This is a genomic window from Streptomyces sp. NPDC058401 (assembly GCF_042722885.1).
GTDB lineage: Bacteria > Actinomycetota > Actinomycetes > Streptomycetales > Streptomycetaceae > Streptomyces.
On record NZ_JBHXKA010000100.1, the window covers coordinates 1 to 25,172 of the forward strand.

General features: G+C 71.4%; 22 protein-coding genes and 1 tRNA gene. 15 read left to right on the forward strand and 8 right to left on the reverse strand.

Going from position 1 to position 25,172, the window contains the following annotated elements; all coding sequences use genetic code 11:
* Positions 1–144: 144 nt before the first annotated feature.
* Complete coding sequence (locus tag ACFWNV_RS28975) at positions 145–663, reverse strand: hypothetical protein (RefSeq protein WP_383952726.1); 519 nt, start codon at positions 661–663, stop codon at positions 145–147.
* A 645-nt stretch (positions 664–1,308) separates the two neighbouring features.
* Between ACFWNV_RS28975 and ACFWNV_RS28980 the strand changes: the two genes are divergently transcribed.
* Together ACFWNV_RS28980 and ACFWNV_RS28985 are read left to right on the forward strand one after the other, a co-directional pair.
* On the forward strand, positions 1,309–2,949 hold the full coding sequence (locus ACFWNV_RS28980) for a hypothetical protein (RefSeq protein WP_383952728.1): 1,641 nt from the start codon (positions 1,309–1,311) through the stop codon (positions 2,947–2,949).
* A 167-nt stretch (positions 2,950–3,116) separates the two neighbouring features.
* The gene (locus ACFWNV_RS28985; RefSeq protein ID WP_383952730.1) at positions 3,117–5,105 is read left to right on the forward strand and encodes a hypothetical protein; all 1,989 of its coding nucleotides are present in this window, start codon (positions 3,117–3,119) and stop codon (positions 5,103–5,105) included.
* An 88-nt stretch (positions 5,106–5,193) separates the two neighbouring features.
* On the opposite strand, the gene ACFWNV_RS28990 is transcribed toward ACFWNV_RS28985, so the two are convergent.
* The 4 genes from ACFWNV_RS28990 to ACFWNV_RS29005 all read right to left on the reverse strand — a co-directional run bounded on the left by ACFWNV_RS28990 (position 5,194) and on the right by ACFWNV_RS29005 (position 9,785).
* The gene (locus tag ACFWNV_RS28990) at positions 5,194–6,027 is read right to left on the reverse strand and encodes an S-methyl-5'-thioadenosine phosphorylase (RefSeq protein WP_383952732.1); all 834 of its coding nucleotides are present in this window, start codon (positions 6,025–6,027) and stop codon (positions 5,194–5,196) included.
* Between the two features lie 98 nt (positions 6,028–6,125).
* Positions 6,126–6,446: an FmdB family zinc ribbon protein gene (locus ACFWNV_RS28995; RefSeq protein WP_383952734.1), complete on the reverse strand. Its 321-nt coding sequence runs from the start codon at positions 6,444–6,446 to the stop codon at positions 6,126–6,128.
* A 67-nt stretch (positions 6,447–6,513) separates the two neighbouring features.
* Positions 6,514–7,863, reverse strand: a complete 1,350-nt coding sequence (locus tag ACFWNV_RS29000; protein WP_383952736.1) for an MFS transporter — start codon at positions 7,861–7,863, stop codon at positions 6,514–6,516.
* 365 nt (positions 7,864–8,228) lie between these two features.
* Positions 8,229–9,785, reverse strand: coding sequence for a potassium/proton antiporter (locus tag ACFWNV_RS29005; protein WP_383952738.1), 1,557 nt, complete (start codon positions 9,783–9,785; stop codon positions 8,229–8,231).
* A gap of 334 nt (positions 9,786–10,119) precedes the next feature.
* On the opposite strand from ACFWNV_RS29005, the gene ACFWNV_RS29010 reads away from it, so the two are divergent.
* The gene (locus ACFWNV_RS29010; RefSeq protein WP_383952740.1) at positions 10,120–12,966 is read left to right on the forward strand and encodes a penicillin acylase family protein; all 2,847 of its coding nucleotides are present in this window, start codon (positions 10,120–10,122) and stop codon (positions 12,964–12,966) included.
* 9 nt (positions 12,967–12,975) lie between these two features.
* On the opposite strand, the gene ACFWNV_RS29015 is transcribed toward ACFWNV_RS29010, so the two are convergent.
* Positions 12,976–13,587, reverse strand: coding sequence for a 5-formyltetrahydrofolate cyclo-ligase (locus tag ACFWNV_RS29015; RefSeq protein WP_383952742.1), 612 nt, complete (start codon positions 13,585–13,587; stop codon positions 12,976–12,978).
* A gap of 92 nt (positions 13,588–13,679) precedes the next feature.
* Here ACFWNV_RS29015 and galU point away from each other — a divergent pair, with 92 nt between their 5' ends.
* From galU to ACFWNV_RS29050, 7 genes are all read left to right on the forward strand, one after another.
* On the forward strand, positions 13,680–14,582 hold the full coding sequence (galU, locus tag ACFWNV_RS29020) for a UTP--glucose-1-phosphate uridylyltransferase GalU (RefSeq protein ID WP_274553115.1): 903 nt from the start codon (positions 13,680–13,682) through the stop codon (positions 14,580–14,582).
* Between the two features lie 4 nt (positions 14,583–14,586).
* Complete coding sequence (gene glp, locus ACFWNV_RS29025) at positions 14,587–15,930, forward strand: gephyrin-like molybdotransferase Glp (RefSeq protein ID WP_383952744.1); 1,344 nt, start codon at positions 14,587–14,589, stop codon at positions 15,928–15,930.
* A gap of 73 nt (positions 15,931–16,003) precedes the next feature.
* Entirely contained in the window at positions 16,004–16,507 is a 504-nt protein-coding gene (gene moaC / locus ACFWNV_RS29030) for a cyclic pyranopterin monophosphate synthase MoaC (protein ID WP_243335354.1), read from the forward strand.
* Positions 16,508–16,581: 74 nt separating this feature from the next.
* Complete coding sequence (locus tag ACFWNV_RS29035; RefSeq protein WP_383952770.1) at positions 16,582–17,106, forward strand: molybdenum cofactor biosynthesis protein B; 525 nt, start codon at positions 16,582–16,584, stop codon at positions 17,104–17,106.
* 17 nt (positions 17,107–17,123) lie between these two features.
* Positions 17,124–17,753 (forward strand): GNAT family N-acetyltransferase, encoded by a 630-nt coding sequence (locus tag ACFWNV_RS29040; RefSeq protein ID WP_383952746.1) that lies wholly within the window; start codon positions 17,124–17,126, stop codon positions 17,751–17,753.
* A 157-nt stretch (positions 17,754–17,910) separates the two neighbouring features.
* Entirely contained in the window at positions 17,911–18,921 is a 1,011-nt protein-coding gene (gene glpR, locus ACFWNV_RS29045; RefSeq protein ID WP_383952748.1) for a gephyrin-like molybdotransferase receptor GlpR, read from the forward strand.
* A gap of 78 nt (positions 18,922–18,999) precedes the next feature.
* Positions 19,000–19,073: transfer RNA gene (locus tag ACFWNV_RS29050), tRNA-Ala, on the forward strand.
* Between the two features lie 132 nt (positions 19,074–19,205).
* On the opposite strand, the gene ACFWNV_RS29055 is transcribed toward ACFWNV_RS29050, so the two are convergent.
* On the reverse strand, positions 19,206–19,706 hold the full coding sequence (locus tag ACFWNV_RS29055) for a GNAT family N-acetyltransferase (protein ID WP_383952750.1): 501 nt from the start codon (positions 19,704–19,706) through the stop codon (positions 19,206–19,208).
* A 38-nt stretch (positions 19,707–19,744) separates the two neighbouring features.
* On the opposite strand from ACFWNV_RS29055, the gene ACFWNV_RS29060 reads away from it, so the two are divergent.
* A complete protein-coding gene (locus ACFWNV_RS29060) occupies positions 19,745–20,548 on the forward strand; it encodes an exodeoxyribonuclease III (protein WP_383952752.1) in 804 nt (267 codons plus the stop codon).
* Here the strand turns inward: ACFWNV_RS29060 and ACFWNV_RS29065 are convergent.
* Entirely contained in the window at positions 20,530–21,210 is a 681-nt protein-coding gene (locus ACFWNV_RS29065; RefSeq protein WP_383952754.1) for a MerR family transcriptional regulator, read from the reverse strand. The two genes, ACFWNV_RS29060 and ACFWNV_RS29065, sit on opposite strands and share 19 nt — an antisense overlap.
* A 209-nt stretch (positions 21,211–21,419) precedes the next feature.
* On the opposite strand from ACFWNV_RS29065, the gene ACFWNV_RS29070 reads away from it, so the two are divergent.
* From ACFWNV_RS29070 to ACFWNV_RS29085, 4 genes are all read left to right on the forward strand, one after another.
* A complete protein-coding gene (locus tag ACFWNV_RS29070) occupies positions 21,420–22,997 on the forward strand; it encodes a flavin-containing monooxygenase (RefSeq protein ID WP_383952756.1) in 1,578 nt (525 codons plus the stop codon).
* Positions 22,994–23,941, forward strand: coding sequence for an alpha/beta fold hydrolase (locus ACFWNV_RS29075; RefSeq protein ID WP_383952758.1), 948 nt, complete (start codon positions 22,994–22,996; stop codon positions 23,939–23,941). Before ACFWNV_RS29070 ends, ACFWNV_RS29075 begins: the two co-directional genes overlap by 4 nt.
* Complete coding sequence (locus ACFWNV_RS29080) at positions 23,938–24,822, forward strand: SDR family oxidoreductase (RefSeq protein ID WP_383952760.1); 885 nt, start codon at positions 23,938–23,940, stop codon at positions 24,820–24,822. The genes ACFWNV_RS29075 and ACFWNV_RS29080 overlap by 4 nt, the downstream gene beginning before the upstream one ends.
* A gap of 78 nt (positions 24,823–24,900) precedes the next feature.
* Positions 24,901–25,059: a hypothetical protein gene (locus ACFWNV_RS29085; protein ID WP_383952762.1), complete on the forward strand. Its 159-nt coding sequence runs from the start codon at positions 24,901–24,903 to the stop codon at positions 25,057–25,059.
* Positions 25,060–25,172 lie beyond the last annotated feature (113 nt).

The following is a 25,172-nucleotide window of genomic DNA, read 5'->3' on the forward strand; positions in this document are numbered from 1 at the left end:
AGCGAACCCGGGGGCACCCTTGCGAGCCCGTGCGAGGCCCGGTCGCTCCCGCGCGAGCCCCGGAAGCGGTTGGCGGGTCGATGTTCCCACCCGCCACCCTCCGGCCCTTCCGGCCGGCCGTGTGCCCTCGGGCGAGGGCCGGTGCTACCAGGTGAAGTTCGAAGCCTGCGCGCTGGTTGCGGTGCAGTAGATGCTCGGAACGCCCGGCGGGGTGATCGAGACGGTGAAGTTGGCCGCGCCGGGAGCCCCGGCCAGCGGCGCGACATTGGTCGTGTTGCCCGCGACCAGGGTGCCCGTGGTGAGCGGGAGCGGGCCGACGGTGACCGAACCGCCCGCGACCATGGGCGGGTTGACGGTGCCGGAGAACTGGGTGGTTCCGGCGACGCCGTTCTTCGTGACCTTGACGACGGTCGCGATGGTGTTGGCCCCGATCGGGGCCGTGCCCGCGGGCACCTTGATGGCGGTCGACGCGAGTTTGATCTTCTTGACGCCGCCCGAGTCGGTGGCGGTGAGGGTCACGCTGCCGCTTCCCCAGGTGGCGCAGTTGAAGGTGGCGGTGGTGGTGGCCGGGGCGACGGCGTAGGCGCTGGTCGACAGTGCGACCGAGGCCGCCAAGGCGGCCGCGCCGACGGTGGCGATGGCGGCGATCTTGAGGCGGGACATGGTGGTGCTCCTTTCGAGGACCTGGCGGACATGAGGGGTGTCGCAGGAACGCGGGCGCGCCGGAGCGGAAGCGTGCCGCTTGGTGACGGGAATTCCCGGGAGGACGGCGGCGGGGCCTCGGAGGCGCCCGTTCGACGGAGCCCCGTTGTGGCTGGATCCAGTATCCCGAATTGCAGTGAAGCCGTGCTTTCGGGTGGCAGTCAAGCGGTTTCGTGAAATTCTTTGTGATTACGGAGGTGAGTCGGCGGTGTAAAGTCCGCGTGACTCGGCGCCCTCGGGTTGACGTTGCGGGCGGCTCCGTAAATCTCATCTGACGTGCCGTCAACTTGCCTATTCCCTTATCCGTCGAGCTGCGCGACGCTGGCGCTCCGAGTGGCCCGGGCGTGCATCGGCCACCCCGGACCGTATGCGTTTGATCAGGCCTGACAGCTGCACGGGCGGGCTGTAGCAAAAGGGGGGCGGGCGTTACAGAGTCGCGCTTCCGCCCTCGGGCATTTCCTTGCCCATTTCGGCACGCCGCAGGCATTGCGTGAGATGGGTGCGGAAATTTACCGAAAGGGAAACCGCTCTCAGCCGGCCGCTCGGACCGCCGGCCGGCTCATCCACGAGCGGGCCGGAACTCCTACTCGCGAATGAGGAGATCAGGTGTTCTTCCAGCGAAGTCCGGTGGCCCGGAGATCGGTGCTGTTAGGGGGCGGTGTGGCCACCGTCCTCGCCCTGGCGGGCGCGGTGCTCGCGCCCACGGCACAGGCGGGAACGATTCACCCCACCGTGCACTGCGTCCTGCCGGCCGGCCAGGGCGACCCCTCGGGCCCTCAGGACATCACCGTCGACCTCACCCCGGCCACGGTGCAGCCGGGCGGCAAGGTACACGCCAAGGTCACCCTCGGCCCCGGCCCTGCGACCAGCCCGTTCAAACTCGACGACGTGCCGTCCACCCCCTCGATCGATCTCGTGATGTCCGGCGGGGCCACGGGCAAGGTGACCGTGCAGGGGCCGACGGTCCCGGTGGACGTCCCGGCGGCGCCCGCCCCGATCGTGATCCCGCCCTACGAGGGCGACTTCTTCGTCCCGGCGAACGCCTCCGGGCCGATCCAGTTCACCCCCGTGAAGATGAACACGGCCACCGTGGTCTTCGGAGGCAACTACAACACCCCCTGCGAGGTCGTCAGCGGCGGTGGCGTGGTCGCCACGGTCACCGCGCAGGGCGGCGGCGGCGCGGAGGCGACGGTGTCGGTGCCGGCCGGTCCGGTGAAGCCGAGCACGTCGGTGACCCTGTCGGGGGCCGGCTGGACCCCGGGCGCCACCGCGACCCCGACCCTGTGCGACGCGGGCGGCGGCGGATGCGACGCGACGAAGCTGACCGGCAGTTCGCTGAGCATCGACGCGGCCGGCGCACTCGGCGGCAGCATCACCCTCGCCAACTCCTGGACGATCCCCGATGGTTCGTACTCCGTCCAGGTGAGCGACGGTACGAAGCAGGCGAGGGCTCCGCTCCAGGTGAAGGCGTACGTCCCGGCGGGCCCGTACGAGCTGAGGGCCTATCCGGACCGGGCCGCGGTGGGCACGGTCATCACGGTGTCGGGGAAGAACTACCACCAGGACCAGCAGCTCAACGTGGTCGCACTGGACGCCGACGGCAACACGCTCGACGACACCGCCGTCTATCCGAACACGACCACCGCCGGCACCTTCACCACCGAGTTCACCATCAGTGACCCGGCCATCGCCTTCATCCACACCGACGAGGGAGGCGTGGAAGGCACCGACACCAAGGTCCCCTTCACCGTCACCACCGGCGGCGGACCGGGCGAAGGCGGCACCGGCACGCAGAAGTTCACCTTCTCCGTCACGCCCGGCCCGCTCTCGATGAGCCAGGCCGGCGGGGAAGTGAACTTCGGGGCCGTCCAGCTGGACGGTACGAGCCATGACGTCCCCGGCGCCCTCAACCCGATCCAGGTATCGGACGCCAGGGGTGGCACCGCCGGCTGGTCGCTGACCGGCACGCTCAGCGATTTCACCGCCGCCGGCGGCGGTACGGCCGTGATCCCGGCCGGCGCCGTGAGCTGGACCCCGTCCTGCTCGGCACACGCCGACGCGATCGGCACCCCGACCGCGGGAGCACCCGGAGCCCTCGGCGCCACCCCGGCCGGCCTCTGCCAGGTACAAGCGGGCGGCAGCGTGGTCGGTGGCGTCTACGACGCCTCGGCCGGGCTGAACCTCCACGTCCCGGCGGTCGTCCCCGGCGGGAACTACGCGGCGACGCTCACGCTCTCGCTGTCCTGAGCCGTACCGGGACCCGGCGCACGCACGGCCGGGTCCCGGCGCAGACCGCTCCACGCATCGCCGGGCCGGGGTTCCGCGCACCCGCGCGGGATCCCGGCCCCCACGCCCCACGCCCGCACCACCCGCACCCCCACCACCCCACGCCCCCAACGACAAAGGGAGACCGGATGCTCTCGCACCGAAGACTGCCGAGGCGCACACCGCTGGTCACGGGCGGTATCGCCCTGATCCTGGCCGCGGGCGGTCTGGCCCTCGCCCCCGTGGCCCAGGCCGGCACCGTCAGCCCCACCGTGCACTGCTCCCTGCCCGCCGGACAGGGCGAGGCCACCGGTCCGCAGAGCATGACCGTGGACCTGAGCAGCACGAGCGTCCCGCCGGGCGGCAAGGTCCACGCCAGGATCACCCTCGGCGTCAGCCCGGCGAAGAGCACCACCAACCTCAGCAACATCCCGACCACCCCGGCGATCGAACTCGCGCTGTCCGGCGGGGCCACGGGCACGGTCACCATCCAGGGGCCGACGGTCAACCTCGACTACACCAGCGGCCAGTCCGTCGTCCTCCCGCCCTTCGAAGGCGACTTCTTCCTCCCGGCCAACGCCTCCGGCGTGGTCAACCTGGCCCCCGTGCGGACCCGTACCACCACCGTGGTCTTCGGCGGCACCTACCAGACCCCCTGCGACGTGACCGCCGGCGGCGGGACCGTGGCGACGGTGACGGCCCAGGGCGGCGGCAGCACGGAGGCGACGGTCTCGGCCCCGGCCGGTCCCGTGAAGCCGAGCACGTCCGTGGCGCTGTCGGGCGGCGGCTGGACCCCGGGTGCCACCGCGACCCCGACGCTGTGCGACGCGGCGGGCGGCAACTGCGATGCGGCCTTGATCGCGTCGAGCACCCTGGCCATCGACGCCTCGGGCGGTCTGGGCGGCAGCATCGCCCTCGCGAGCTCCTGGACGGTCCCGGACGGTTCGTACTCCGTCCAGGTGAGCGACGGTACGAAGCAGGCGAGGGCTCCGCTCCAGGTGAAGGCGTACGTCCCGGCGGGCCCGTACGAGCTGACCCCGAGCCCCGATCACGGTCCGGTCGGCTCCGTGATCACCGTGTCGGGGAAGAACTACCACCAGGACCAGCAGCTCAACGTGGTCGCACTGGACGCCGACGGCAACACGCTCGACGACACCGCCGTCTATCCGAGCACCACCACCGACGGCACCTTCACCACCGAGTTCACCATCAGTGACCCGGCCATCGCCTTCATCCACACCGACGAAGGCGCCGTGGCCGGCACCGAGACCAACGTCCCCTTCACCGTCACCACCAACCCCGTCACCCTCGCCACCGGCGCGGCCACGGTGAAACCGGGCGCCACGGTCTCCCTCTCCGGCACCGGCTGGCCCGCGGGCGCCGCCGCCTCGGCCGCCCTGTGCGCGGCGGACGGTACCGGCTGCGACCCGGCGAAGATCGCGACGGCGAACCTGGGCGTCAGCGCCTCCGGGGCCCTCTCCGGTACGGTCACGCTCGCCTCCTCGGCGGGCGAAGGGGCCTACCAGGTGCAGGTCACCTCCGGCGGGCTGCACGTCACGGCCCCGCTCACGGTGGCGAAGACGTTCATCACGCTCTCCCCGTCCACGGGTCCGACCGGTACGAAGGTCACCGTCGTGGGCCAGGGGTTCGCCCCGGTCAGCACCGTCCAGATCGACGGGCTGAAGGCGGACGGCGCCAAGACCGGCGACAGCTACAAGACCAAGGTGGTCGGCCTCGACGGCAGCTTCTCCCAGACCTTCACGGTCAACGACCCCGCCACCGTCGCCCTCCAGGCGCGCGAGTGGCTCGTGAACGGGAAGAAGGCGCTGGCCCGGTTCACCGTCGGCGGCACCCCGCCGCCGCCCGCGCCCTCCTACGCACTGTCTCCCGACAGCGGTCCCGTGGGCACGGTCGTACAGGTCACCGGGCGCAGCTTCGCCCCGGTGGCGACGGTCGTGGTGAGCGGCCGCAAGGCGGACGGGTCGAAGACCTCCGACCCTTGTGTCACCCGCATGATCGGTCTGGACGGCACGTTCGCGCTGAACTTCACCGTCCGGGACCCGGCCACCACCTCGATCATGGCCTCCGAGGTCCTGGTCAACGGCAAGGTGATCAAGACCCGGTTCACCGTGCGCTAGCGGCCTGCCCGCGAACAGAAACAGAAACCGCCCCGTCCGGCGCCGCGAAGGCGCCGGACGGGGCGGGCGTGCACACAGGCGCAGTCGGCTACGGCAGCTCGATGCCCAGGTCCCAGCCGTCGTGTGCGTGGGTGCACAGGCAGGCGCGGGATTCCGTCGGGGGCAGGGCGGCCACCGCGTCGAAGAGGACCTCGCGCAGCCGGCCGACGTTCTCGCCGAAGACCTTGAGGACCTCCGTGTGGGAGACCCCTTCGCCCGTCTCGGCGCCCGCGTCCAGGTCCGTGACCAGCGCCATCGAGGTGTAGCAGAGCCCCAGCTCGCGCGCGAGGATCGCCTCGGGGTGGCCCGTCATGCCGACCACCGACCAGCCGGCCGCGGCGTGCCACTGCGATTCGGCGCGCGTGGAGAAGCGCGGACCCTCGATGACGACCATGGTGCCGCCGTCCACCGGCTCCCAGTCGCGCCCGCGCGCCGCCGCCAGCGCCACCGAGCGGCCCACGGGGCAGTACGGGTCGGCGAAGGTGGTGTGCACGACGTTGGGTACCGAGCCGTCCGGCAGCGGCTCCCCGTCGAAGAAGGTCTGGGCGCGGGACTTCGTACGGTCGACCAGCTGGTCGGGAACGAGCAGGGTGCCCGGGCCGTACTCGGGGCGCAGGCCGCCGACCGCGCAGGGGCCCAGCACCTGGCGGACGCCCACGGAACGCAGGGCCCACAGGTTGGCCCGGTAGTTGATCTTGTTCGGGGGCACGGTGTGGCTGCGGCCGTGCCGGGGCAGGAAGGCCACGGTCCGGCCGGCGAGCTCGCCGAGGTAGAGGGAGTCGCTGGGGGGTCCGTAAGGCGTCTCCACCTGGATCTCGGAAACGTCCTCCAGGAAGGAGTAGAAGCCCGATCCGCCGATGACACCGATCTCTGCATTCGCCATGCGGCCACCCTAACGGGGCATGCCGAAGGCCCCGCCGTCCGTGGGGACGGGCAGGGCCTCGGGTGAAGCTGTTGCAGCTGATGAAGCCTTGGAGCGCGTCAGGCGGCGGACGTGCTCGACGACGACGAGGAGGTCGAGGTCGAGGACGAAGAAGCCGAGGACGAAGACGACGAGGACGACGCGGCCGGGGTGGACGCCGGCGCGGACGCGGGCTTCGAGGCAGGCGTGCTGCTCGACGAAGAACCGCGGCTGTCGTTCCGGTAGAAACCGGATCCCTTGAAGACGATGCCGACCGCGGAGAACACCTTCTTCAGGCGTCCGTCGCAGCTCGGGCACACGGTCAGTGCGTCATCGGTGAACTTCTGCACGGCCTCAAGGCCCTCACCGCACTCGGTGCACTGGTACTGGTAGGTCGGCACGAATTTCCTCCTGGCACTCTGACTCAATGAGTGCTAACGACGCTCCATGGTGACGTATTCCGGCGGATCAGTCCACCGTCACCGGCACGCGGTGACCCAGACCACGCTCGTTCACACCCGCGGCGGGTGCCGCGGAGGTGGTCTGAGCAGTCTGGGCGGTCGGCTTGGACGAGCTGATGATCCGGCTCGGGGCCTTCGGGGCCAGCTTCGCACGCAGTGCCAGCAGGACGGTCAGGGCCAGCACGGTGGCGACCATCGGCACGAGGAACCCGTACGAGGATCCGTGCGCGTCCGTCAGGCGGCCGGCCAGGGTCACGGCGCCGGCCTGACCGAAGGCGACGCCTCCGGTGAGCCAGGTGAAGGCTTCGGTCCGCGAGGTGGCCGGGATCAGCTTGTCGATCATGGTGTAGCCGGTGATCAGCGCGGGGGCGATGCACAGGCCGACGACCAGGCCGAGCGCGCCGAGCAGGATCATCGAGTTCGCGGCCCACAGGACCGAGGCGGCGGCGGTGAGGCCGATGTAGCCGAGGATCAGGCGGCGGCGCGGGCCGATCTTCCAGGCGATGGCGCCGCAGGCGATGCCGGCGATCATGTTGCCCGCGGCGAAGACGCCGTAGAGCAGACCGTTGGCGCCCGGGTTGCCGATCTCCTCGGAGAAGGCGGCGAGCGAGACCTGCATGCCGCCGAAGACGGCGCCGATGCCGATGAAGGCGACGATCAGGACGCGCAGGCCGTGGAACGACAGGGCCGGGGCGTGCTTCTCACCGTGCGCCGGGCGGGCGACGGGCTTGGGCTGCGTGGCGCGCTGGGCGGCGAAGAGCAGGCCGCCGATCAGGGTCAGCGCGGCCTCGGTGACCAGGCCGGCGGCCGGGTTGATGCCGGTGCACAGCGCGGTGGCGAGCACCGGGCCGACGACGAAGGTGAACTCGTCGGTGACGGACTCGAACGCGGCGGCCGTGGGCAGCAGCGGGGAGCCCTCGAGCTTGGCCGCCCAGCGGGACCGGACCATGGGTCCGACCTGCGGGACGGAGGCACCGGCGGGGACGGCCGCCAGTGCGAGCGCCCAGACGGGCGCACCCAGCAGCGCGAACGCCACCAGGGAGCTGACGGCGGTGGCGTGTACGAGGGCCACCGGGACCAGGACGGCGCTCTGGCCGTGGCGGTCGATGAGCTTGCCCATGACCGGGGCGAACACGGCCATGGCGATACCGGTGAAGGCGGCGACGATGCCGGCGCTTCCGTAGGAACCGGTGGTGTGCTGGACGAGCAGCAGGATGCTGATCGTCAGCATGCCGAAGGGGAGTCGCGCGGCGAATCCCGGGAGAACGAAGCCGAGGGCGCCGGGCGTGCGCAGGAGCTGCCCGTAGCCGGGTCGGGTGGACGGGGCGGACTTGTCGGTCGTGACCGCGGATGTCACGGCCTGGCCTTTCCGCTGCCTGGTAGAACTCCCCGTCTGCGGACGATGCGCCGCCTTGTGAGCGATCGCACCCGTACATGTGGGAGACCCGAGAGCTGTCCTCTTGCGCAAAACCGAGTGATACCTGGGCACCCACTGCGGGAGGATGCCGCGGCCGCTTTGCGGTCGCGCCAGCTCTGCGTCAGGCAGAGTTGGTTCGATGTGTTGTTCCTTAATCGTACAGGCAGATCGGCTGATACGCCCTGTGATTAGGGCTACAGGGCGTGTCTTCACCTGCGATTAACTGGAACTTCGCATTCAAGCCCCGCCTAAACGGGGGTGAATACGGGCAAAGGGCATCGAAAATGTTGAATTAGAGCGTCGCTCTAACCCGCGCCGGAGCGCTTTCCGGACCCCTTGCCCGAGCCCGTGGCCGAGCCCTTGCCGACCCCCTTGGCCTTGGCTTTCCCGCCCGCGGCTCCGGCCCCGTTCCCTTCCCCGCCGGTCCCCAGCCAGCCCGCCAGCTTGCCGCCCCGGGCCACCGCCCGCAGCCGCGCCTCCGCCGCGTCCCGTACCGGGTCCGTGGCCACGACCAGCAGCTCGTCCCCGCGCCGCAGCACGGTCGAGGGCGCCGGTACGAAGCTGCGTGCATCCCGTACGACCAGCGTGACGGAGGCCCCGGGCGGCAGCCGCAGCTCGCTCACCTCCACGCCGTGCATGCGCGAGGCGGGCGGGATCGCGAAGGACAGCAGGTGTCCGCGCAGCTTCTCCAGCGGCGCCGACTCGATCCCCAGGTCGGAGGCGGCCTCGTCGCTGTTGCCCAGCTTGAGCGTGCGCGCGAGCCACGGCAGCGTCGGGCCCTGCACCAGGGTGTAGACGACGACCAGCACGAAGACGATGTTGAAGACGCGCTCGCTGCCCTCGATCCCGGACACCATCGGGATGGTCGCCAGGATGATGGGCACGGCGCCGCGCAGGCCGGCCCACGACATCAGGGCCTGCTCCTGCCAGGGCAGCCGGAACGGCAGCAGCGAGACGAAGACCTCCAGCGGCCGCGCCACCATGGTCAGCACCAGCCCGATGACGACGGCCGGCCAGAAGTCGTGGACCAGCTCGTGCGGGGTGACCAGCAGGCCGAGCAGGACGAACATGCCGATCTGGGCGATCCAGCCGAGCCCGTCCGCGAAGCCCCGGGTGGCCGGCCAGTGGGGGAGCTTCGCGTTCCCGAGCACCATCGCCGCCAGGTACACGGCGAGGAAGCCGGAGCCGTGCGCCATCGCGCCGGCCGCGTAGGCGGTGATCGCGATCGCCATCACCGCGATCGGGTAGAGGCCCGAGGCGGGCAGTGCCACGTGCCGCAGCCCGTAGGAGCCCAGGAAGCCCACGGTCAGGCCGATGGCGACGCCGATCGCCAGCTCCAGCGCGATCTTGCCTATGAGGACGTACCACTGGTCGACCGGTCCGACCGTGGCGAAGGCCACGACCAGGATGACGACGGGGGCGTCGTTGAAGCCGGACTCGGCCTCCAGCACACCCGTGATCCGGGAGGGGAGCGGGACCTTGCGCAGGACCGAGAAGACGGCCGCCGCGTCGGTCGAGGAGACGACCGCACCGATCAGCAGGGCCTGCCGCCATTCGAGTCCGACCAGGTAGTGCGCGCCCGCCGCGGTCACGCTCACGCTGACGGCGACGCCGACCAGCGACAGCACGATCGCGGCCGGCAGGGCCGGCTTGATCTCTTTCCACTTCGTGCCCAGACCGCCCTCGGCGAGGATCACCACGAGCGCGGCATAGCCGATCACCTGGGTCAGCTCGGCGTTGTCGAACACGACGTTGCCGATGCCGTCCTGGCCTATGGCGACACCTATGCCGAGGTAAATGAGCAGGCTGGGCAGTCCGCTGCGCGAAGAGACGCGCACCGCCGCCACGGCGACGAGCAGCACGAGCGAGCAGACCAGCAGGAGCTCATTGAGCGTGTGGACAGTCAGCGGGCGGCCCTTTCCTCGACGTGCCTGACGATGACGGAACGGGGGACGTCGGACTGACGGATCGTTCCGGCACGGGCACGGACGGCAAGTACTTCGTTACCTTACCTAATCTTTGACGCGCCCTTTACTCGTTAGCCACATTGTGAAACGCCTGAGGGGCCCTGTCCTCATGACCCGTCGTCATGAGCTGTCGTCATGAGCTCGACCCCTGGCGGATCAACGCACCCGGTCCTGCGCCTATGGTTGCTCCCAGCACTCCCAGGACCACCCTGCCCCTCTAAGGACAGCGATGCCCGCCAACGAAACCGCCCCTTCCGTCAAGAAGAAGGGACGACGCGCCCGTCTGATCGTGCTCGTCCTGGTGCTGGCGCTCTTCGCTGGCCTCGGCTACGGGGCGTACTGGAGCGTGGACAGCGTGCGGGCCTCGTTCCCGCAGACCACCGGCTCCCTCAAGGTGCCCGGCCTGACCGGGACCGTCGACGTCAAGCGCGACGCCAACGGAATCCCCCAGCTGTACGCCGACTCCGACGAGGACCTCTTCCGCGCACAGGGCTTCGTGCACGCGCAGGACCGGTTCTGGGAGATGGACGTACGCCGCCACATGACCTCCGGGCGGCTCTCGGAGATGTTCGGCGCCGGCCAGGTCGAGACGGACGCCTTCCTGCGCACGCTCGGCTGGCGCCAGGTCGCGCAGCAGGAGTACGACACCAAGCTGTCGACCGAGACGAAGAAGTACCTCCAGGCCTACGCCGACGGGGTCAACGCGTACCTGAAGGGGAAGTCCGGCAAGCACCTCTCCGTCGAGCACGCCGCCCTCAAGCTCAGCGACGACTACGCGCCCGAGCAGTGGACCCCGGTCGACTCGGTGGCCTGGCTCAAGGCCATGGCCTGGGACCTGCGCGGCAACATGCAGGACGAGATCGACCGCGCGCTGATGACGGGCAAGCTCTCGCAGGCGCAGATCGACGACCTCTACCCGCCCTACCCCTTCGACCGCAACCGTCCGATCGTCGAGGGCGGCACCGTCAAGAGCGGGAAGTACACCCCCGCGGCCGCTCCCGGCTCCGGCAGCCCCGTGGGCTCCGGCTCGAACACCGGCGGGCAGAGCGGCACCACCGGCTCCCAGGCCTCCACCCAGACCGTGGGCGAGACCGGGCTGGCCGGCAGCGCCACCGCCCAGGGCGCCACCGTCGGCCTGCGCACGCAGCTCGGCGCGCTGGCCAAGACCCTCGACGAGATCCCCGCGATCCTCGGCCCGGCCGGCAGCGGCATCGGCTCGAACTCCTGGGTCGTCGCCGGCAAGTACACGACCACCGGGAAGCCGCTCCTCGCGAACGACCCGCACCTCTCCCCGCAGCTGCCCTCGGTCTGGTACCAGATGGGCCTGCACTGCCGGGCGGCCTCGGCCTCGTGCCAGTACGACGTGGCCGGCTACACCTTCTCCGGCATGCCGGGCGTGGTCATCGGCCACAACGCCGACATCGCCTGGGGCATGACCAACCTCGGCGCCGACGTCACCGACCTCTACCTGGAGCAGGTCAAGCCCGAGGGCTACGTCTACGACGGCAAGACGCTCCCCTTCACCACCCGCGAAGAGGTCATCAAGATCGCCGGCGGCGGTGAGAAGAAGATCACCGTCCGGTCCACCAACAACGGCCCGCTGATCTCCGACCGCAGCGACGAGATCGCCACGGTCGGCGCCCGCGCCCCCGTGAACAGCGCCGCCCCCGACCGCGGCAACGGCTACGGGGTCTCCCTGCGCTGGACCGCGCTGGACCCGGGCAAGTCGATGGACGCCGTCTTCAAGATCAACCGGGCCAAGAACTTCCAGGAGTTCCGCACCGCGGCCCGCGACTTCGAGGTCCCCTCGCAGAACCTGATCTACGCGGACAACAAGGGCCCCAACGGCAACATCGGCTACCAGGCCCCCGGCCGCATCCCGATGCGCACCACCGGCGACGGCAAGATGCCCGCCCCCGGCTGGGACTCCAAGTACGCCTGGAAGGGCGGCAAGGACGGCAGCGCCGGCTACGTCCCGCAGGACGAGATGCCGTGGGCGTACAACCCGGACCGCGGGTTCATCGTGACCGCGAACCAGGCCGTCACCGAGAGCGGCCAGGGCAAGTACCCGTACGTGCTGACCACCGACTGGGGCTACGGCGCCCGCAGTCAGCGGATCAACGACCTCATCGAGGCGAAGATCAAGGACAGCGGGAAGATCTCCACCGACGACATGCGCACCATGCAGATGGACAACAGCAGCGAGATCGCCGCGCTGCTGACCCCGCTGCTGGCCAAGATCGACGTCTCGGACCCGGACGTCCGCTCCGCGCAGAAGCTCCTGGACGGCTGGAACTACACCCAGGAGCCCGACTCGGCGGCCGCCGCCTACTTCAACGCGGTCTGGCGCAACATCCTCAAGCTGGCCTTCGGCGACAAGATGCCCAAGGAGCTGCGGGTCGAGGGCAGCTGCATGAACGTCCCCGAGTCGACGACCGGCCCGGCCGACGACCTCGTCAAGATGGTCCGCGAATGCGGTGAGCGCGGCTCCGACTCGGCGCAGCCGGACGGCGGTGACCGCTGGTTCGAGGTGGTCCGCCGCCTGATCAAGGACGAGAACTCGGCCTGGTGGCAGTCGCCCGCCGTCGGCCGCACCGTGGCCGCCACCACCACCCGCGACCAGCTCTTCGCGCGGGCCATGAAGGACGCCCGCTGGGAGCTGACCGCCAAGCTCGGCAAGGACCAGTCGACCTGGAGCTGGGGCCGCATGCACCAGCTGATGCTGAAGAACCAGACGATCGGCACCGAGGGCCCCGGCTACCTCCAGTGGCTCCTCAACCGCGGCCCCTGGAACCTGGGCGGCGGCGAGGCCACCGTCAACGCGACCGGCTGGAACGCCTCCAGCGGGTACGGGGTCACCTGGGTGCCGTCGATGCGGATGGTCGTGAACCTCGCCGACTTCGACAAGTCCCGCTGGATCAACCTGACGGGAGCCTCGGGGCACGCGTACCACGACCACTACACGGACCAGACGACGCTGTGGGCCAAGGGCGAACTGCTGGACTGGGCCTTCGGGAAGGACGCCGTGGAGAAGGCGACCGTCGACACCCTGACCCTCCAGCCCGAGAGTTCGTGACCGCGGGGTCTAAGCGCTGAAGCGGAGCACCCCTGACGGGGTGGCCACCGCCCGTACGGGGTGGTCGTGCGGTTCCTCCGGGACCCGCGCGACCACCTCGTCGTCGTAGAGCAGCACGATCAGCGCGGGATGCGCCCCGGCGCGCTCCAGCCGTTCCAGCACCCGGTCGTACGAGCCTCCGCCCCGGCCGAGCCGCATGCCCCGCCGGTCCACGGCCAGTCCGGGCAGCAGTACGGCGTCGGCGCCGGTCACCGCGTCCGGGCCGAGCCGGGGACCGGCGGGCTCCAGGAGCCGCATCTTCCCCGGGTGCGCGGCCTCGGCCAGGCTGCCGGGGCCTTCGTACGCCGCCCAGTCGAGGTCGTTGTCGGGCAGCAGGACGGGCAGCAGCACGCGGACGCCGGCCGCCCGCAGGGCGTCGAGCAGCTCGCGGGTGCCGGGCTCGGAGCCGATGGAGACGTAGGCGGCCACGGTGTGGGCGGAGCCGAGTTCGGGCAGGTCCAGGGCGGAGCGGGAGAGGGCTTCGGCCGCCGTGCGCAGGGCGTCGGCGGACAAGGCGCGGCGGGCCGCGAGGAGTTCCCGGCGCAGGTCCGTCTTGGCCCTCGAAGGCTGGTTCTCTGTCACGGTTGGCTCGTATCGCTTTCTATCGGGGTAAACCTGATCATGTTCATCTGAAGCACACGTGGCTCACAGCACGAGCGACTATCGTTCCGCTCATGACTCAGTTGCACCCCGTGATCAAAAAGGCCGTCATCCCGGCCGCGGGCCTCGGCACTCGGTTCCTTCCCGCAACCAAGGCCACACCCAAGGAAATGCTCCCTGTGGTGGACAAGCCGGCCATTCAGTACGTAGTCGAGGAGGCCGTGTCGGCCGGCCTCGACGACATTCTCATGATCACGGGCCGTAACAAGCGGGCTCTCGAAGACCACTTCGACCGCAACTACGAGCTGGAGTCCGCACTCATCGCCAAGGGCGACGACGACCGGCTCAAGAAGGTCCAGGAGTCCAGCGACCTGGCCACCATGCACTACGTCCGCCAGGGCGACCCCCGGGGCCTCGGCCATGCCGTGCTGTGCGCCGAACCGCACGTCGGCGACGAGCCCTTCGCCGTCCTCCTCGGCGACGACCTCATCGACCCCCGCGATCCGCTGCTGCGCCGCATGACGGAGATCCAGCAGAGCGCCGGCGGCACCGTCGTCGCGCTGATGGAGGTCGACCCCTCCCAGGTGCACCTGTACGGCTGCGCCGCGGTCGAGCCCACCGACGAGGCGGACGTGGTCCGCATCACCGGTCTCGTGGAGAAGCCGGACGCCGCTGACGCGCCCAGCAATTACGCGGTCATCGGACGGTACGTACTCGATCCGGCGATCTTCGGCATACTGCGGGAGACCGAGCCGGGCCGCGGCGGTGAGATCCAGCTGACCGACGCCCTGCAGAAGCTGGCCGCCGACGAGACCGTCGGAGGCCCGGTGCACGGCGTGGTCTTCCGGGGCCGCCGCTACGACACCGGCGACCGCGGGGACTACCTGCGGGCCATCGTCCGACTCGCGTGCGAGCGTGAGGACCTGGGCCCGGAGTTCCGCACCTGGCTTCACCATTACGTCACGGAGGAGATGTAGGACCTTGAGCAAGCCCGACGCACCGCAGGACAGCCACTCCCAGCGCCTCTGGTCGGTGGACGAGCACCTGGCGGACGTCCTCGGTACGGTCCGGCCGCTGGAGCCCATCGAGCTCCAGCTGCTGGACGCCCAGGGCTGCGTCCTCGTCGAGGACGTCACCGTGCCCGTCGCCCTGCCGCCCTTCGACAACAGCTCGATGGACGGCTATGCCGTCCGGACCGCCGATGTCCAGGGCGCCAGCGAGGAGTTCCCCGCGGTGCTGACGGTCATCGGGGACGTGGCGGCCGGCGACGGCGAGCTGCCGACCGTGGGCCCCGGCCAGGCCGCCCGCATCATGACCGGCGCCCCGCTGCCCCCCGGCGCGGAAGCCGTCGTACCGGTCGAGTGGACCGACGGCGGCACGGGTGGCGGCGCCGCCACCGGGATGACCCCCGCCAGCGAGTCGCCCGAGGGCGCCGCGGGCGAGGTGCGCGTCCACCGCGCCGCCGAGGCGCGGGCGCACGTCCGCTCGCGCGGCAGCGACGTACAGGCCGGGGACCTCGCGCTCGCCGCGGGCACGGTCCTCGGGCCGCCGCAGATCGCCCTGCTGGCCGCCATCGGGCGCGGCACCGTACGGGTGCGTCCGCGCCCGCGCGTGGTCGTCCTGTCCACCGGCAGCGAGCTGGTCCAGCCCGGCGAGGCCCTGGCGCCCGGCACGATCTACGACTCCAACAGCTTCGCCCTGGCCGCCGCCGCGCGGGACGCCGGAGCCATCGCCTACCGGGTCGGCGCCGTCGCCGACGACGCCGACACCCTGCGCTCCACCATCGAGGACCAGCTCATCCGGGCCGACCTGCTCGTCACCACGGGCGGGGTCAGCGTCGGCGCGTACGACGTGGTCAAGGAGGCCCTCACGGACCTCTCCACGGGCGACGGCGAGGTGGACGGCGCCGGGATCGACTTCCGCAAGCTGGCCATGCAGCCCGGCAAGCCGCAGGGCTTCGGCACCATCGGCCCCGACCACACCCCGCTGCTGGCCCTGCCCGGCAACCCGGTCTCCTCCTACGTCTCCTTCGAGCTGTTCGTGCGCCCCGCGATCCGGGCCCTCATGGGCCTGCCCGACTCCGAGGTCAGCCGGCCGAGCGTGCGCGCGGTGCTGAAGGCGGACAAGGCCATCGGCTCCCCGGCGGGCCGCCGGCAGTTCCTGCGCGGCAAGTACGACGCGGAGTCCGGCACGGTCAGCCCGGTCGGCGGAGCGGGCTCGCACCTGATCGCCGCGCTGGCGCACGCCGACTCGCTGATGGTCGTACCGGAGGACGTGACCTCGGTGGAGCCCGGGGCCGAGCTGGAAGTGATCCTGCTCGGCTGAGGTTCCGCGGATGCGGGTAGCGTGTTGCACCACACAGGCCCTTGCGGGGCCCGGACGGGAGCGGCACGCAGATATGAGTACGCAGAGCAGCGCCGGCGGCGCCGCCGGCACCAGGCTGACGCACATCGACGAGGCCGGCGCGGCCCGGATGGTCGACGTCTCGGCGAAGGACGTCACCACCCGGACGGCGCGGGCCAGCGGGCGCGTGCTCGTCTCTCCCCGGGTCATCGAACTGCTGCGGGGCGAGGGCGTGCCCAAGGGCGACGCCCTCGCCACCGCGCGGATCGCCGGGATCATGGGGGCGAAGAAGACCCCCGACCTGATCCCGCTGTGCCACCCGCTGGCCGTCTCCGGGGTGAAGGTGGACCTGAAGGTCACCGACGACGCCGTCGAGATCCTCGCCACCGTCAAGACCACCGACCGCACGGGCGTCGAGATGGAGGCGCTGACCGCGGTCGCGGTCGCCGGGCTCACCGTCATCGACATGGTCAAGGCCGTCGACAAGGGCGCGGTCATCACCGACGTGCGGGTCGAGGAGAAGACGGGCGGCAAGTCCGGCGACTGGGCGCGCTCGTGAACGCCCCGCGCGGCGGCGAGGTCCACAGCCACGCCCATGCCCCGCAGGCGCAGGCGCAGGCTCAGGCTCAGCCGGTGACGTCCGCGGCGCCCGGACTGCGCGCGCTGGTGGTCACGGCCTCCAACCGGGCCTCGCAGGGCGTGTACGCGGACAGGGGCGGCCCGGTGCTCGCCGAGGGCCTGCGCGCGCTCGGCTTCGCGGTGGACGGCCCGCGCGTGGTCCCCGACGGGGATCCCGTGGAGGCGGCCCTGCGCGAGGGCGTGGCCGCCGGGTACGACGTCATCCTGACCACCGGCGGCACCGGCATCTCGCCGACCGACCGGACCCCCGACGCCACCGCCCGGATCCTGGACTACGAGATCCCGGGCATCCCGCAGGCGATCCGCGCCGAGTCGTTGGCGCAGGTGCCCACCGCGGCCCTGTCCCGGGGCCTGGCGGGCGTGGCCGGACGCACCCTGATCGTGAACCTGCCCGGTTCCACGGGCGGGGTCCGCGACGGGATCGCGGTCCTGTCCCGGGTGCTGCTGCACGCCGTCGACCAGATCCGGGGCGGCGACCACCCGCGTCCCGAGGCCAGACCGCCGGGGAGCACGAGCTGAACGGCCCCACCTGGCCGGTGGTGCTGACGGACGGCGACGTATCGCTCCGGCCGATAAAACTGCGGGACCAGGCCGCCTGGCGCGAGGTCAACCGCCGCAACCGCGACTGGCTCCGGCCGTGGGAGGCGACGATCCCGCCGCCCGCCCCCTGGGGGCCGGTGATCCAGCGGCCGACGTACCGCCAGATGGTGCGCCACCTGCGGGCGGAGGCGAACGCGGGGCGCATGCTGCCCTTCGTCGTCGAGTACCAGGGCCGGCTGGTGGGCCAGTTGACGGTCGCCGGGATCACCTGGGGCTCGATGTGCGCGGGCCACGTCGGCTACTGGGTGGACCGGGACGTGGCGGGCCGCGGAGTGATGCCGACGGCGGTCGCGCTCGCGGTGGACCACTGCTTCGGCAAGGTCGGGCTGCACCGGATCGAGGTGTGCATCCGCCCGGAGAACGGTCCGAGCCGCCGGGTGGTGGAGAAGCTCGGCTTCCGCGAGGAGGGACTGCGCCCGCGGTACCTGCACATCGACGGGGCCTGGCGCGATCACCTCGTCTACGCGCTGACGGCGGAGGAGGCGCGGGAGGGTCTGCTGCGCCGCTGGCACCGCGGACGCCATCCGCACGGTCCCGCGGCGCCGGGCGAGCCGTCGGAACAATAGAAATCCGATATCTGTTCGAATTCCTTCGCTCAATGACCGATTCGCCCATAACCTGATCCGAAGAATCACAAAAAAAGTCCGTGATATCAGCGAGATCGTGCGACACGCCGTCCCAATTGGCGGATCCGCCCGGCCGCGCCCCTCTACGGTGTGGGGTGTGAGCAGCAGCGGCCTCATCTACGCAGTCATCGTCGGGGCCTGGGCCGCCTACTTGGTGCCCATGTGGCTCCGGAGGCAGGACGAGCTGAACGAAGCCCGTCCGACGGAACGCTTCTCCACCGCCATCCGGCTGCTTTCCGGCCGGGCGGGAATGGAGCGCCGTTACGCCAAGGGGCTGCGTGAGCGCGGTGACGAGGAGGCGGGACCCCAGCCCCCCGCGGACCCGGACGCCGCGACGGAAACGGTCAAATCCGTGGACGCCGCCGACGCCCGGGCCGTCGTCGTGCCCCCGCCGACCCGCTCCGAACCGAGATCGGCCGCCTCCGAGCGGGCCGACCGCGCGGAGCGGGCCCGCCGCGAGCAGCGCCTCGTCGTCCTGGCCCGCCGCCGGCGCACCACCGCGCTGCTCTTCCTGATCTTCACCCTCGGCGCCGTCTCCGCCGCCGTCGGCGGACTCCAGTACCTGTGGGCCCCGGCCGTCCCCGCCCTGCTGCTGAGCACGTACATCGTGCACCTGCGGGTCCAGGAGCGACGCCGCTACGAGTTCACCATGGACCGGCGCCGCGCCGAGGCGGCCGCCCGCCACCTGCGCGAGAACCGCCCGCGCCGCCGCGAGTCCGAGGCCGCGGCCGGCTCCGACCCGGACCCTGCGCCACCCGTCTCCCCGCAGGAGGCCGGCCGGCGCGCCCTGGTCGAGCAGACCGACCACGCCGAATGGGTGGACCAGCAGCGCGAGCGCGAGCGCGGACCCGCCCGCGGTGACAGCTGGGAGCCCGTCCCGGTGCCGCTCCCGACGTACGTGACGGCCCCGGTCGCCCCGCGCGCCACCGGTCCGGCGACCCCGGACCCCTGGAGCGCGACCCGCTCCAGCACGGCCGAGCCGACCGAACCCCGCCTGCGCGCCCAGCCGTCGGCCCCCTCGCCCCGCCCCCGCCCGCGGGACGCGGCCCGTACGCCGCTCTTCGACCAGTACGAGGGCGACGAGCGCCCGCGCGCCGCGAACGAGTGATCGATGACCTGCGCGGACGCTCCCCGATACCGGTTTTGGAGCACCCGCGAGGGGATGCTAATGTTTCACACGTCGCAAGGGCCTGTGGCGCAGTCTGGTAGCGCACCTCGTTCGCATCGAGGGGGTCTGGGGTTCAAATCCCCACAGGTCCACAAACGACAGTTCACGGGTTGCTCCCGAGAACGTCACGAGATCCCGTCCGGTCGGAAGACCGGGCGGGATCTTTTGCGTTCGGGGCCCGACCCGAACGAGTCGGGCGCGGGCACCGCCCGACTCGGGGGGTGTTACGACGGGTTCAGCGGCTTGGTCATGCAGCGGCTGGAGTCGTGGAAGCGGTAGTGGCCGAACTTGGCGTCCGTCAGGGTGTAGCCCTCGGAGAGGTAGAGGGCTATCGCCTCCGGCTGCTGGTCGCCGGTTTCCAGGGCCATGCGTACGCGGCCGGCCGCGCGGGCGTCCGCTTCGAGGGCGGCGAGGATGCGGCGGGCCAGGCCGAGGCCTCGGGCCTCGGGGATGACGTACATGCGCTTCAGCTCGGCGTCGCCGTCGGCGTAGCCCTCGTCGTTCGCCTCGTGGCTGCGCCAGCCGCCGCTGGCGACCGGGGCGCCCGCAGCGTCGTAGGCGAGGAGGTAGAGGCCGCTCGGCGGGGCGAACATCGCCGGGTCGAGGAAGGTTTCGTCGCCCTCGCCCTCGTACCGCTCCTGGTATTCGATCTGTACTTGGTCATTGAGCTTGACCGCGTCCGGGTCGTCGTACGACACGGCGCGGAGCTGGATCTCCTGAGACATCAGAACAGCGTACGGAACGCTCCGGCTATCGTGCAGGGATGTTCTCTGTGACCTCCGTGAATGTGAATGGGATCCGCGCCGCCGCCAAGAAGGGGTTCTCGCCCTGGCTGGCCGGGTCGGACGCCGACGTCGTCTGCCTGCAGGAAGTGCGCGCCGAGGAGGGGCAGATTCCGGAGGAGGTGCGGGCGCCCGAGGGGTGGCACACCGTGTTCGCGCCGGCCGCCGCCAAGGGGCGGGCCGGGGTCGCGGTGTACACGCGGCGGGAGCCGGAGCGGGTGCAGGTCGGATTCGGGAGCGAGGAGTTCGACAGCAGTGGGCGGTACCTGGAGGTCGACCTGCCCGGTGTGACCGTCGCCAGCCTCTACCTGCCCTCCGGGGAGGCCGGGACCGAGAAGCAGGACGAGAAGTACCGGTTCATGGGGGAGTTCCTCGGCTATCTGAAGGAGCTCAAGGTGCGGGCCGCGGCGGACGGGCGCGAGGTCGTCGTCTGTGGTGACTGGAACATCTGCCACCAGGAAGCCGACCTGAAGAACTGGAAGACCAACCGGAAGAACGCCGGCTTCCTGCCCGAGGAGCGCGAGTGGCTCGGGCAGGTGTACGACACCGCCGGGTACGTGGACGTGGTGCGGAGCCTGCACCCGGACACCGAGGGGCCGTACTCCTGGTGGTCCTACCGCGGGCGGGCCTTCGACAACGACGCCGGCTGGCGGATCGACCTGCAGGTGGCGACGCCGGGGCTGGCCGCCAAGGCCGTCAAGGCGTTCGTGGAGCGGGCCGAGACGCACCCCGAGCGCTGGTCCGACCACGCCCCCGTGACCGTGGTCTACGAGCTCGGCGTCTGAGGGGACGAGGGCCCGGAGGGGCCCGGCGCGGGCGGGCGCAGGCGGTCCATGGCCATCGTGAGTTCCGCCTCGACCACGCTCTTGGCCAGGGGGCGCAGCCGCGGGACGGCCTCCTCGGAGATGTGGGTGGAGATGAGGTCCGCGAACAGGACCGCCATCGCGTCCGCGTGCTCGCGGACCCGGCGGCCCGCCTCCAGGACGGCCGAGAGCGGCACCCCCTCGCGGACCAGGGCCGAGGAGACGTCCAGCAGCCGGCGGCTGACGTGGACGATCTCCTCGCCGTCGGTGGCGAGGTAGCCGAGGTCGAGCGAGGCCGCCAGGTTCTCCGGGGTGACCTCCCCCTCGAAGTAGTCGGCGAGGGCCTCGGGCGTCAGGCGCACCGGGGTCTCCTCGGACCAGCCGATGCCGAGCAGCTCACCCAGCTGGCCCACGTCGCGGCCGTTTTCGAAGGCCACGGTCAGCTCGGCTATCCCGCCCAGGGTGTGGCCGCGCTCCAGCAGGGCGGCGATGGTGCGCAGCCGGGCCAGGTGCTGGTCGTCGTACCAGGCGATGCGGCCCTCGCGGCGCGGCGGCGGCAGGAGCTTGCGCTCACGGTAGAAGCGCAGGGTGCGTACGGGTATGCCGGCGGCCTCGGCCAGCTCTTCCGTGCGGTATTCGCGCACTGTGGTCCTTGCTTCTGTCGCTGAGGTGGGTGGTGCGGCGTCTTGCGTCGCATTGTCGCGGCACTCGGGCAGCCTAGGGCGTACTCCCGGTAACTTTCCCGGCGCGACCCCTACCCATGAGTACGGGGCTGCTCTACTCTCCCGATTGTGCCAGTGATTGCTGGCAGCATCTGAATGGGCGTTGGCATCGGCATCCGAAGGTGGCTGGCATGGGTGGTGGCATGGACGGGCGCGGGCAGGAACGAGAGCAGGGCCGCGAACACGTACGCGTGGCGGTGATCGGGTCCGGGTTCGGCGGGCTGGGCGCCGCGGTGCGGCTGAGGCGCGAGGGGATCACGGACTTCGTCGTCCTGGAGCGCGCCGACTCCGTCGGCGGCACCTGGCGGGACAACAACTACCCCGGGTGCGCCTGCGACGTGCCCTCCCACCTGTATTCCTTCTCCTTCGCTCCCAATCCGGACTGGCCCCGCACCTTCTCCGGGCAGCCCGCGATCAGGGAGTACCTGGAGCACGTGGCCGACACCTTCGGGCTGCGCCGCCACATCAGGCTGAACCACGAGGTCCGCATGATGCGGTGGGACGCCGACGCGATGCGGTGGGAGATAGAGACCGCGGGCGGGGACCTCACCGCCGACGTGGTCGTCTCCGCCACCGGGCCGCTGTCGGACCCGAAGATGCCCGAGATACCCGGACTCGCCGGTTTCCCCGGCAAGGTCTTCCACTCGGCCCGCTGGGACCACGACTACGACCTGCGCGGCAAGCGCGTGGCCATGATCGGTACGGGCGCCTCCGCCATCCAGATCGTGCCCGCCATCGCGCCCGAGGTGGAGCGGCTCACCCTCTTCCAGCGCACCCCGCCGTGGGTGATGCCGCGCACCGACCGGGCGATCACCTCGGTGGAGCGCTGGCTGCACCGCCAGCTCCCCTTCACCCGGGCGGCCCGCCGCGGGCTGCTGTGGGGGATCCGGGAGCTCCAGGTCAGCGCCTTCACCAAGCGGCCCAACCAGCTCGGGCTGATCGAGTCCCTCGCCAAGGCGAACATGGCGCGCTCGATCAAGGACCCGGAGCTGCGGGCCAAGCTGACGCCCTCGTACCGCATCGGCTGCAAGCGGATCCTGCTGTCGAGCGAGTACTACCCGGCGCTCGCCCGGCCGAACGTGGACCTCGTGGCCTCCGGGCTGAAGGAGATCCGCGGTTCGGTGCTGGTCGCGGCCGACGGGACCGAGACCGAGGTCGACGCGATCGTCTTCGGCACCGGCTTCCACGTCACGGACATGCCGATCGCCGACCGGGTGGTGGGCGTGGACGGCAAGACCCTCGCGGAGGTCTGGAAGGACGGGATGCAGTCGCTGCGCGGGGCCACCGCGGCGGGCTTCCCCAACTGGATGACGATCATCGGGCCGAACACCGGTCTCGGGAACAGCTCGATGATCCTGATGATCGAGTCGCAGCTGAACTACATGGCGGACTACATGCGCCAGCTAGGCGTCCTGGGGGGAAAGGTCGCCCTCGCCGCCCGGCCCTCCGCCGTCAACGCCTGGAACCGGCAGGTCCAGACCCGGATGGAGCGCACCGTGTGGAACACCGGTGGCTGCACCAGCTGGTACCTGGACGCGCAGGGCCGCAACACCACGGTCTGGCCGGGCACCACCGGGGAGTTCCGCAAGGAGACCCTGGGCGTGGACCTGGGCGAGTACGAGGTCGTACGGGGCCGCGAGCGCGAGCGGGTCCCGGTGGCCGGTGGGGCCGGAGCGGTGGCCGAAGCGGTGCAGGAGGGGGCCGCGTGAGCCGCCTGACGCACGTCACCGCCGGGCCGTACGCCCCGCCGGCCGCCCGCCGGGAGCTGGTCGCCACCTCCGCCGACGGTGCGCGCCTGCACGTCGAGGTGCACGGCGAGGACGGAGCCCCGGCCGTCGTGCTCGCGCACGGCTGGACCTGTTCCACCGCCTTCTGGGCCGCGCAGATACGGGCCCTGTCCACCGAACACCGGGTCATTGCCTACGACCAGAGGGGCCACGGCCGCAGCCCGGCCGGCGCCGTCTCCGGCTACGGCACCGCCGCCCTCGCCGACGACCTGGTCGCGGTGCTGGGGGCCACCCTCGCCCCCGGCGAGAAGGCGGTCGTCGCGGGCCACTCCATGGGCGGGATGACGGTCATGGCCGCCGCCGCCCGGCCGGAGTTCGCCGAGCACGCCGCGGCCGCGCTGCTGTGCAGCACCGGCAGCGGCCGGCTGGTGGCGGAGTCGCAGGTGCTGCCGTGGCGCGCCGGCCGTGCGCGGACCCGGGTCACCGGGGCGGTCCTGGGATCCCGGGCCCCGCTCGGGCCCGTCACCCCCGTCGCCCGCAAGGTGCTGAAGTACGCCACGATGGGCCCCGGCTCCGCGCCCGACAAGGTCGAGGCCTGCGCACGGATCGTGCACGCCTGCCCCACGCCGGTGCGGCACGCCTGGTCCGGGGTGCTGGCCTCCCTGGACCTGGATGCGCAGCTGGCCGCGCTGACCGTGCCCACCGCCGTCCTCGGGGGCAAGAGCGACCGGCTGACGCCGATCGTGCACGCCCGGGGGCTGGCGGCCGCGCTGCCGAACTGCGTCGGCCTCACCGAACTGACCGGGGTGGGCCACATGAGCCCGATCGAGGCCCCGGAGGCCGTCACCGCCGCCCTGCGCGAGCTCGCCGCGGCGTATGTCGGCCGTTCCCACGTCAACGAACCCGCGAAGGAGAAGACCCTGTGAGCGCTCGCCGGAGTCTGGAAGGCCAGGTCGCCGTCGTCACGGGGGCCGCGCGCGGGGTCGGCGAACTGCTCGCCCGCAAACTGTCCGCCCGCGGCGCGAAGGTGGCCCTCGTGGGGCTGGAGCCCGAGGCGCTCAAGGAGGTCTCGGAGCGGCTGCACACCGACAGCGACCACTGGTACGCCGACGTCACCGACCACGAGGCGATGGCCCGGGTCGCGCAGGAGGTCAAGCAGCGCTTCGGCAAGGTGGACATCGTCGTCGCCAACGCCGGGGTCGCCTCCGGCGGGCCCTTCGCCGACTCCGACCCCGACGCCTGGCGCCGGGTCATCGAGGTCAACCTCATCGGCGGCGCCGTCACCGCCCGCGCCTTCCTGCCCGTGCTGACGGAGAGCCGCGGCTACTTCCTGCAGATCGCCTCCCTCGCGGCGATCACCCCGGCGCCGATGATGACGGCCTACTGCGCCTCCAAGTCCGGGGTCGAGGCCTTCGCGCACTGCCTGAGCGCCGAGGTCGGCTACAAGGGGGTCAAGGTGGGTGTGGGCTACCTGTCCTGGACCGACACCGACATGGTGCGCGGCGCCGACCAGGACGAGGTCATGCGCGAGCTGCGCCAGCGGCTGCCGTGGCCGTCGAACCGGACGTACCCGCTGGGGCCGGCCGTCGACCGGATCGTGGCGGGCATCGAGCGGCGTTCCCCGCACGTGTACGCGCAGTGGTGGCTGCGCGGCATGCAGGGCTTCCGCGGGTACCTGCCGGGGATCATCTCGGCAGTCGGACAGCGTGAGATGAAGCGGTTCGAACCGCGACTGGCCAGTGTCTCCAAGGGGCTTGTGGGGGCCGGCGGGGCCGCGGACGAGCAGGAGCGCAGCCGGAGTCTCTGACCGGAATGCGATGAATGTCCACCTGGGCGAGACTGGTCGCGTTCCCCTTACCGAACACCGTTACAGGAGTGAGGACACATGGGCATCAGGGACCAGTTCCAGGACAAGGCGAAGGAACTCGCGGAGCGGGCGAAGGCCTCCGGTCAGCAGGAGGAGGCGTCCGAGCGCGCCTCGCAGGCGGCTGACCAGGCCAAGGACAGGGCCCGCGACGCCTTCGACGAGAATTTCGACAAGTAGCGGTACCCCGTAACACGCACTGAGGGGTGGGGGCCCGCCGGCCCCGGGGCCCCCCCCCCGCCATCCCCCCGGGCGCCCCCCCCCCCCCCCCCCACCCCCCGCCGGCGCGACGG

What these genes read in the sequence shown, in the direction of transcription:
- ACFWNV_RS28975 (WP_383952726.1), bottom strand. Translation starts at nt 663, where the DNA reads ATGTCCCGCCTCAAGATCGCCGCCATCGCCACCGTCGGCGCGGCCGCC.
- ACFWNV_RS28985 (WP_383952730.1), top strand. Translation starts at nt 3,117, where the DNA reads ATGCTCTCGCACCGAAGACTGCCGAGGCGCACACCGCTGGTCACGGGC.
- ACFWNV_RS28990 (WP_383952732.1), bottom strand. Translation starts at nt 6,027, where the DNA reads ATGGCGAATGCAGAGATCGGTGTCATCGGCGGATCGGGCTTCTACTCC.
- ACFWNV_RS29010 (WP_383952740.1), top strand. Translation starts at nt 10,120, where the DNA reads ATGCCCGCCAACGAAACCGCCCCTTCCGTCAAGAAGAAGGGACGACGC.
- galU (WP_274553115.1), top strand. Translation starts at nt 13,680, where the DNA reads ATGACTCAGTTGCACCCCGTGATCAAAAAGGCCGTCATCCCGGCCGCG.
- moaC (WP_243335354.1), top strand. Translation starts at nt 16,004, where the DNA reads ATGAGTACGCAGAGCAGCGCCGGCGGCGCCGCCGGCACCAGGCTGACG.
- ACFWNV_RS29055 (WP_383952750.1), bottom strand. Translation starts at nt 19,706, where the DNA reads ATGTCTCAGGAGATCCAGCTCCGCGCCGTGTCGTACGACGACCCGGAC.
- ACFWNV_RS29060 (WP_383952752.1), top strand. Translation starts at nt 19,745, where the DNA reads ATGTTCTCTGTGACCTCCGTGAATGTGAATGGGATCCGCGCCGCCGCC.
- ACFWNV_RS29070 (WP_383952756.1), top strand. Translation starts at nt 21,420, where the DNA reads ATGGGTGGTGGCATGGACGGGCGCGGGCAGGAACGAGAGCAGGGCCGC.
- ACFWNV_RS29085 (WP_383952762.1), top strand. Translation starts at nt 24,901, where the DNA reads ATGGGCATCAGGGACCAGTTCCAGGACAAGGCGAAGGAACTCGCGGAG.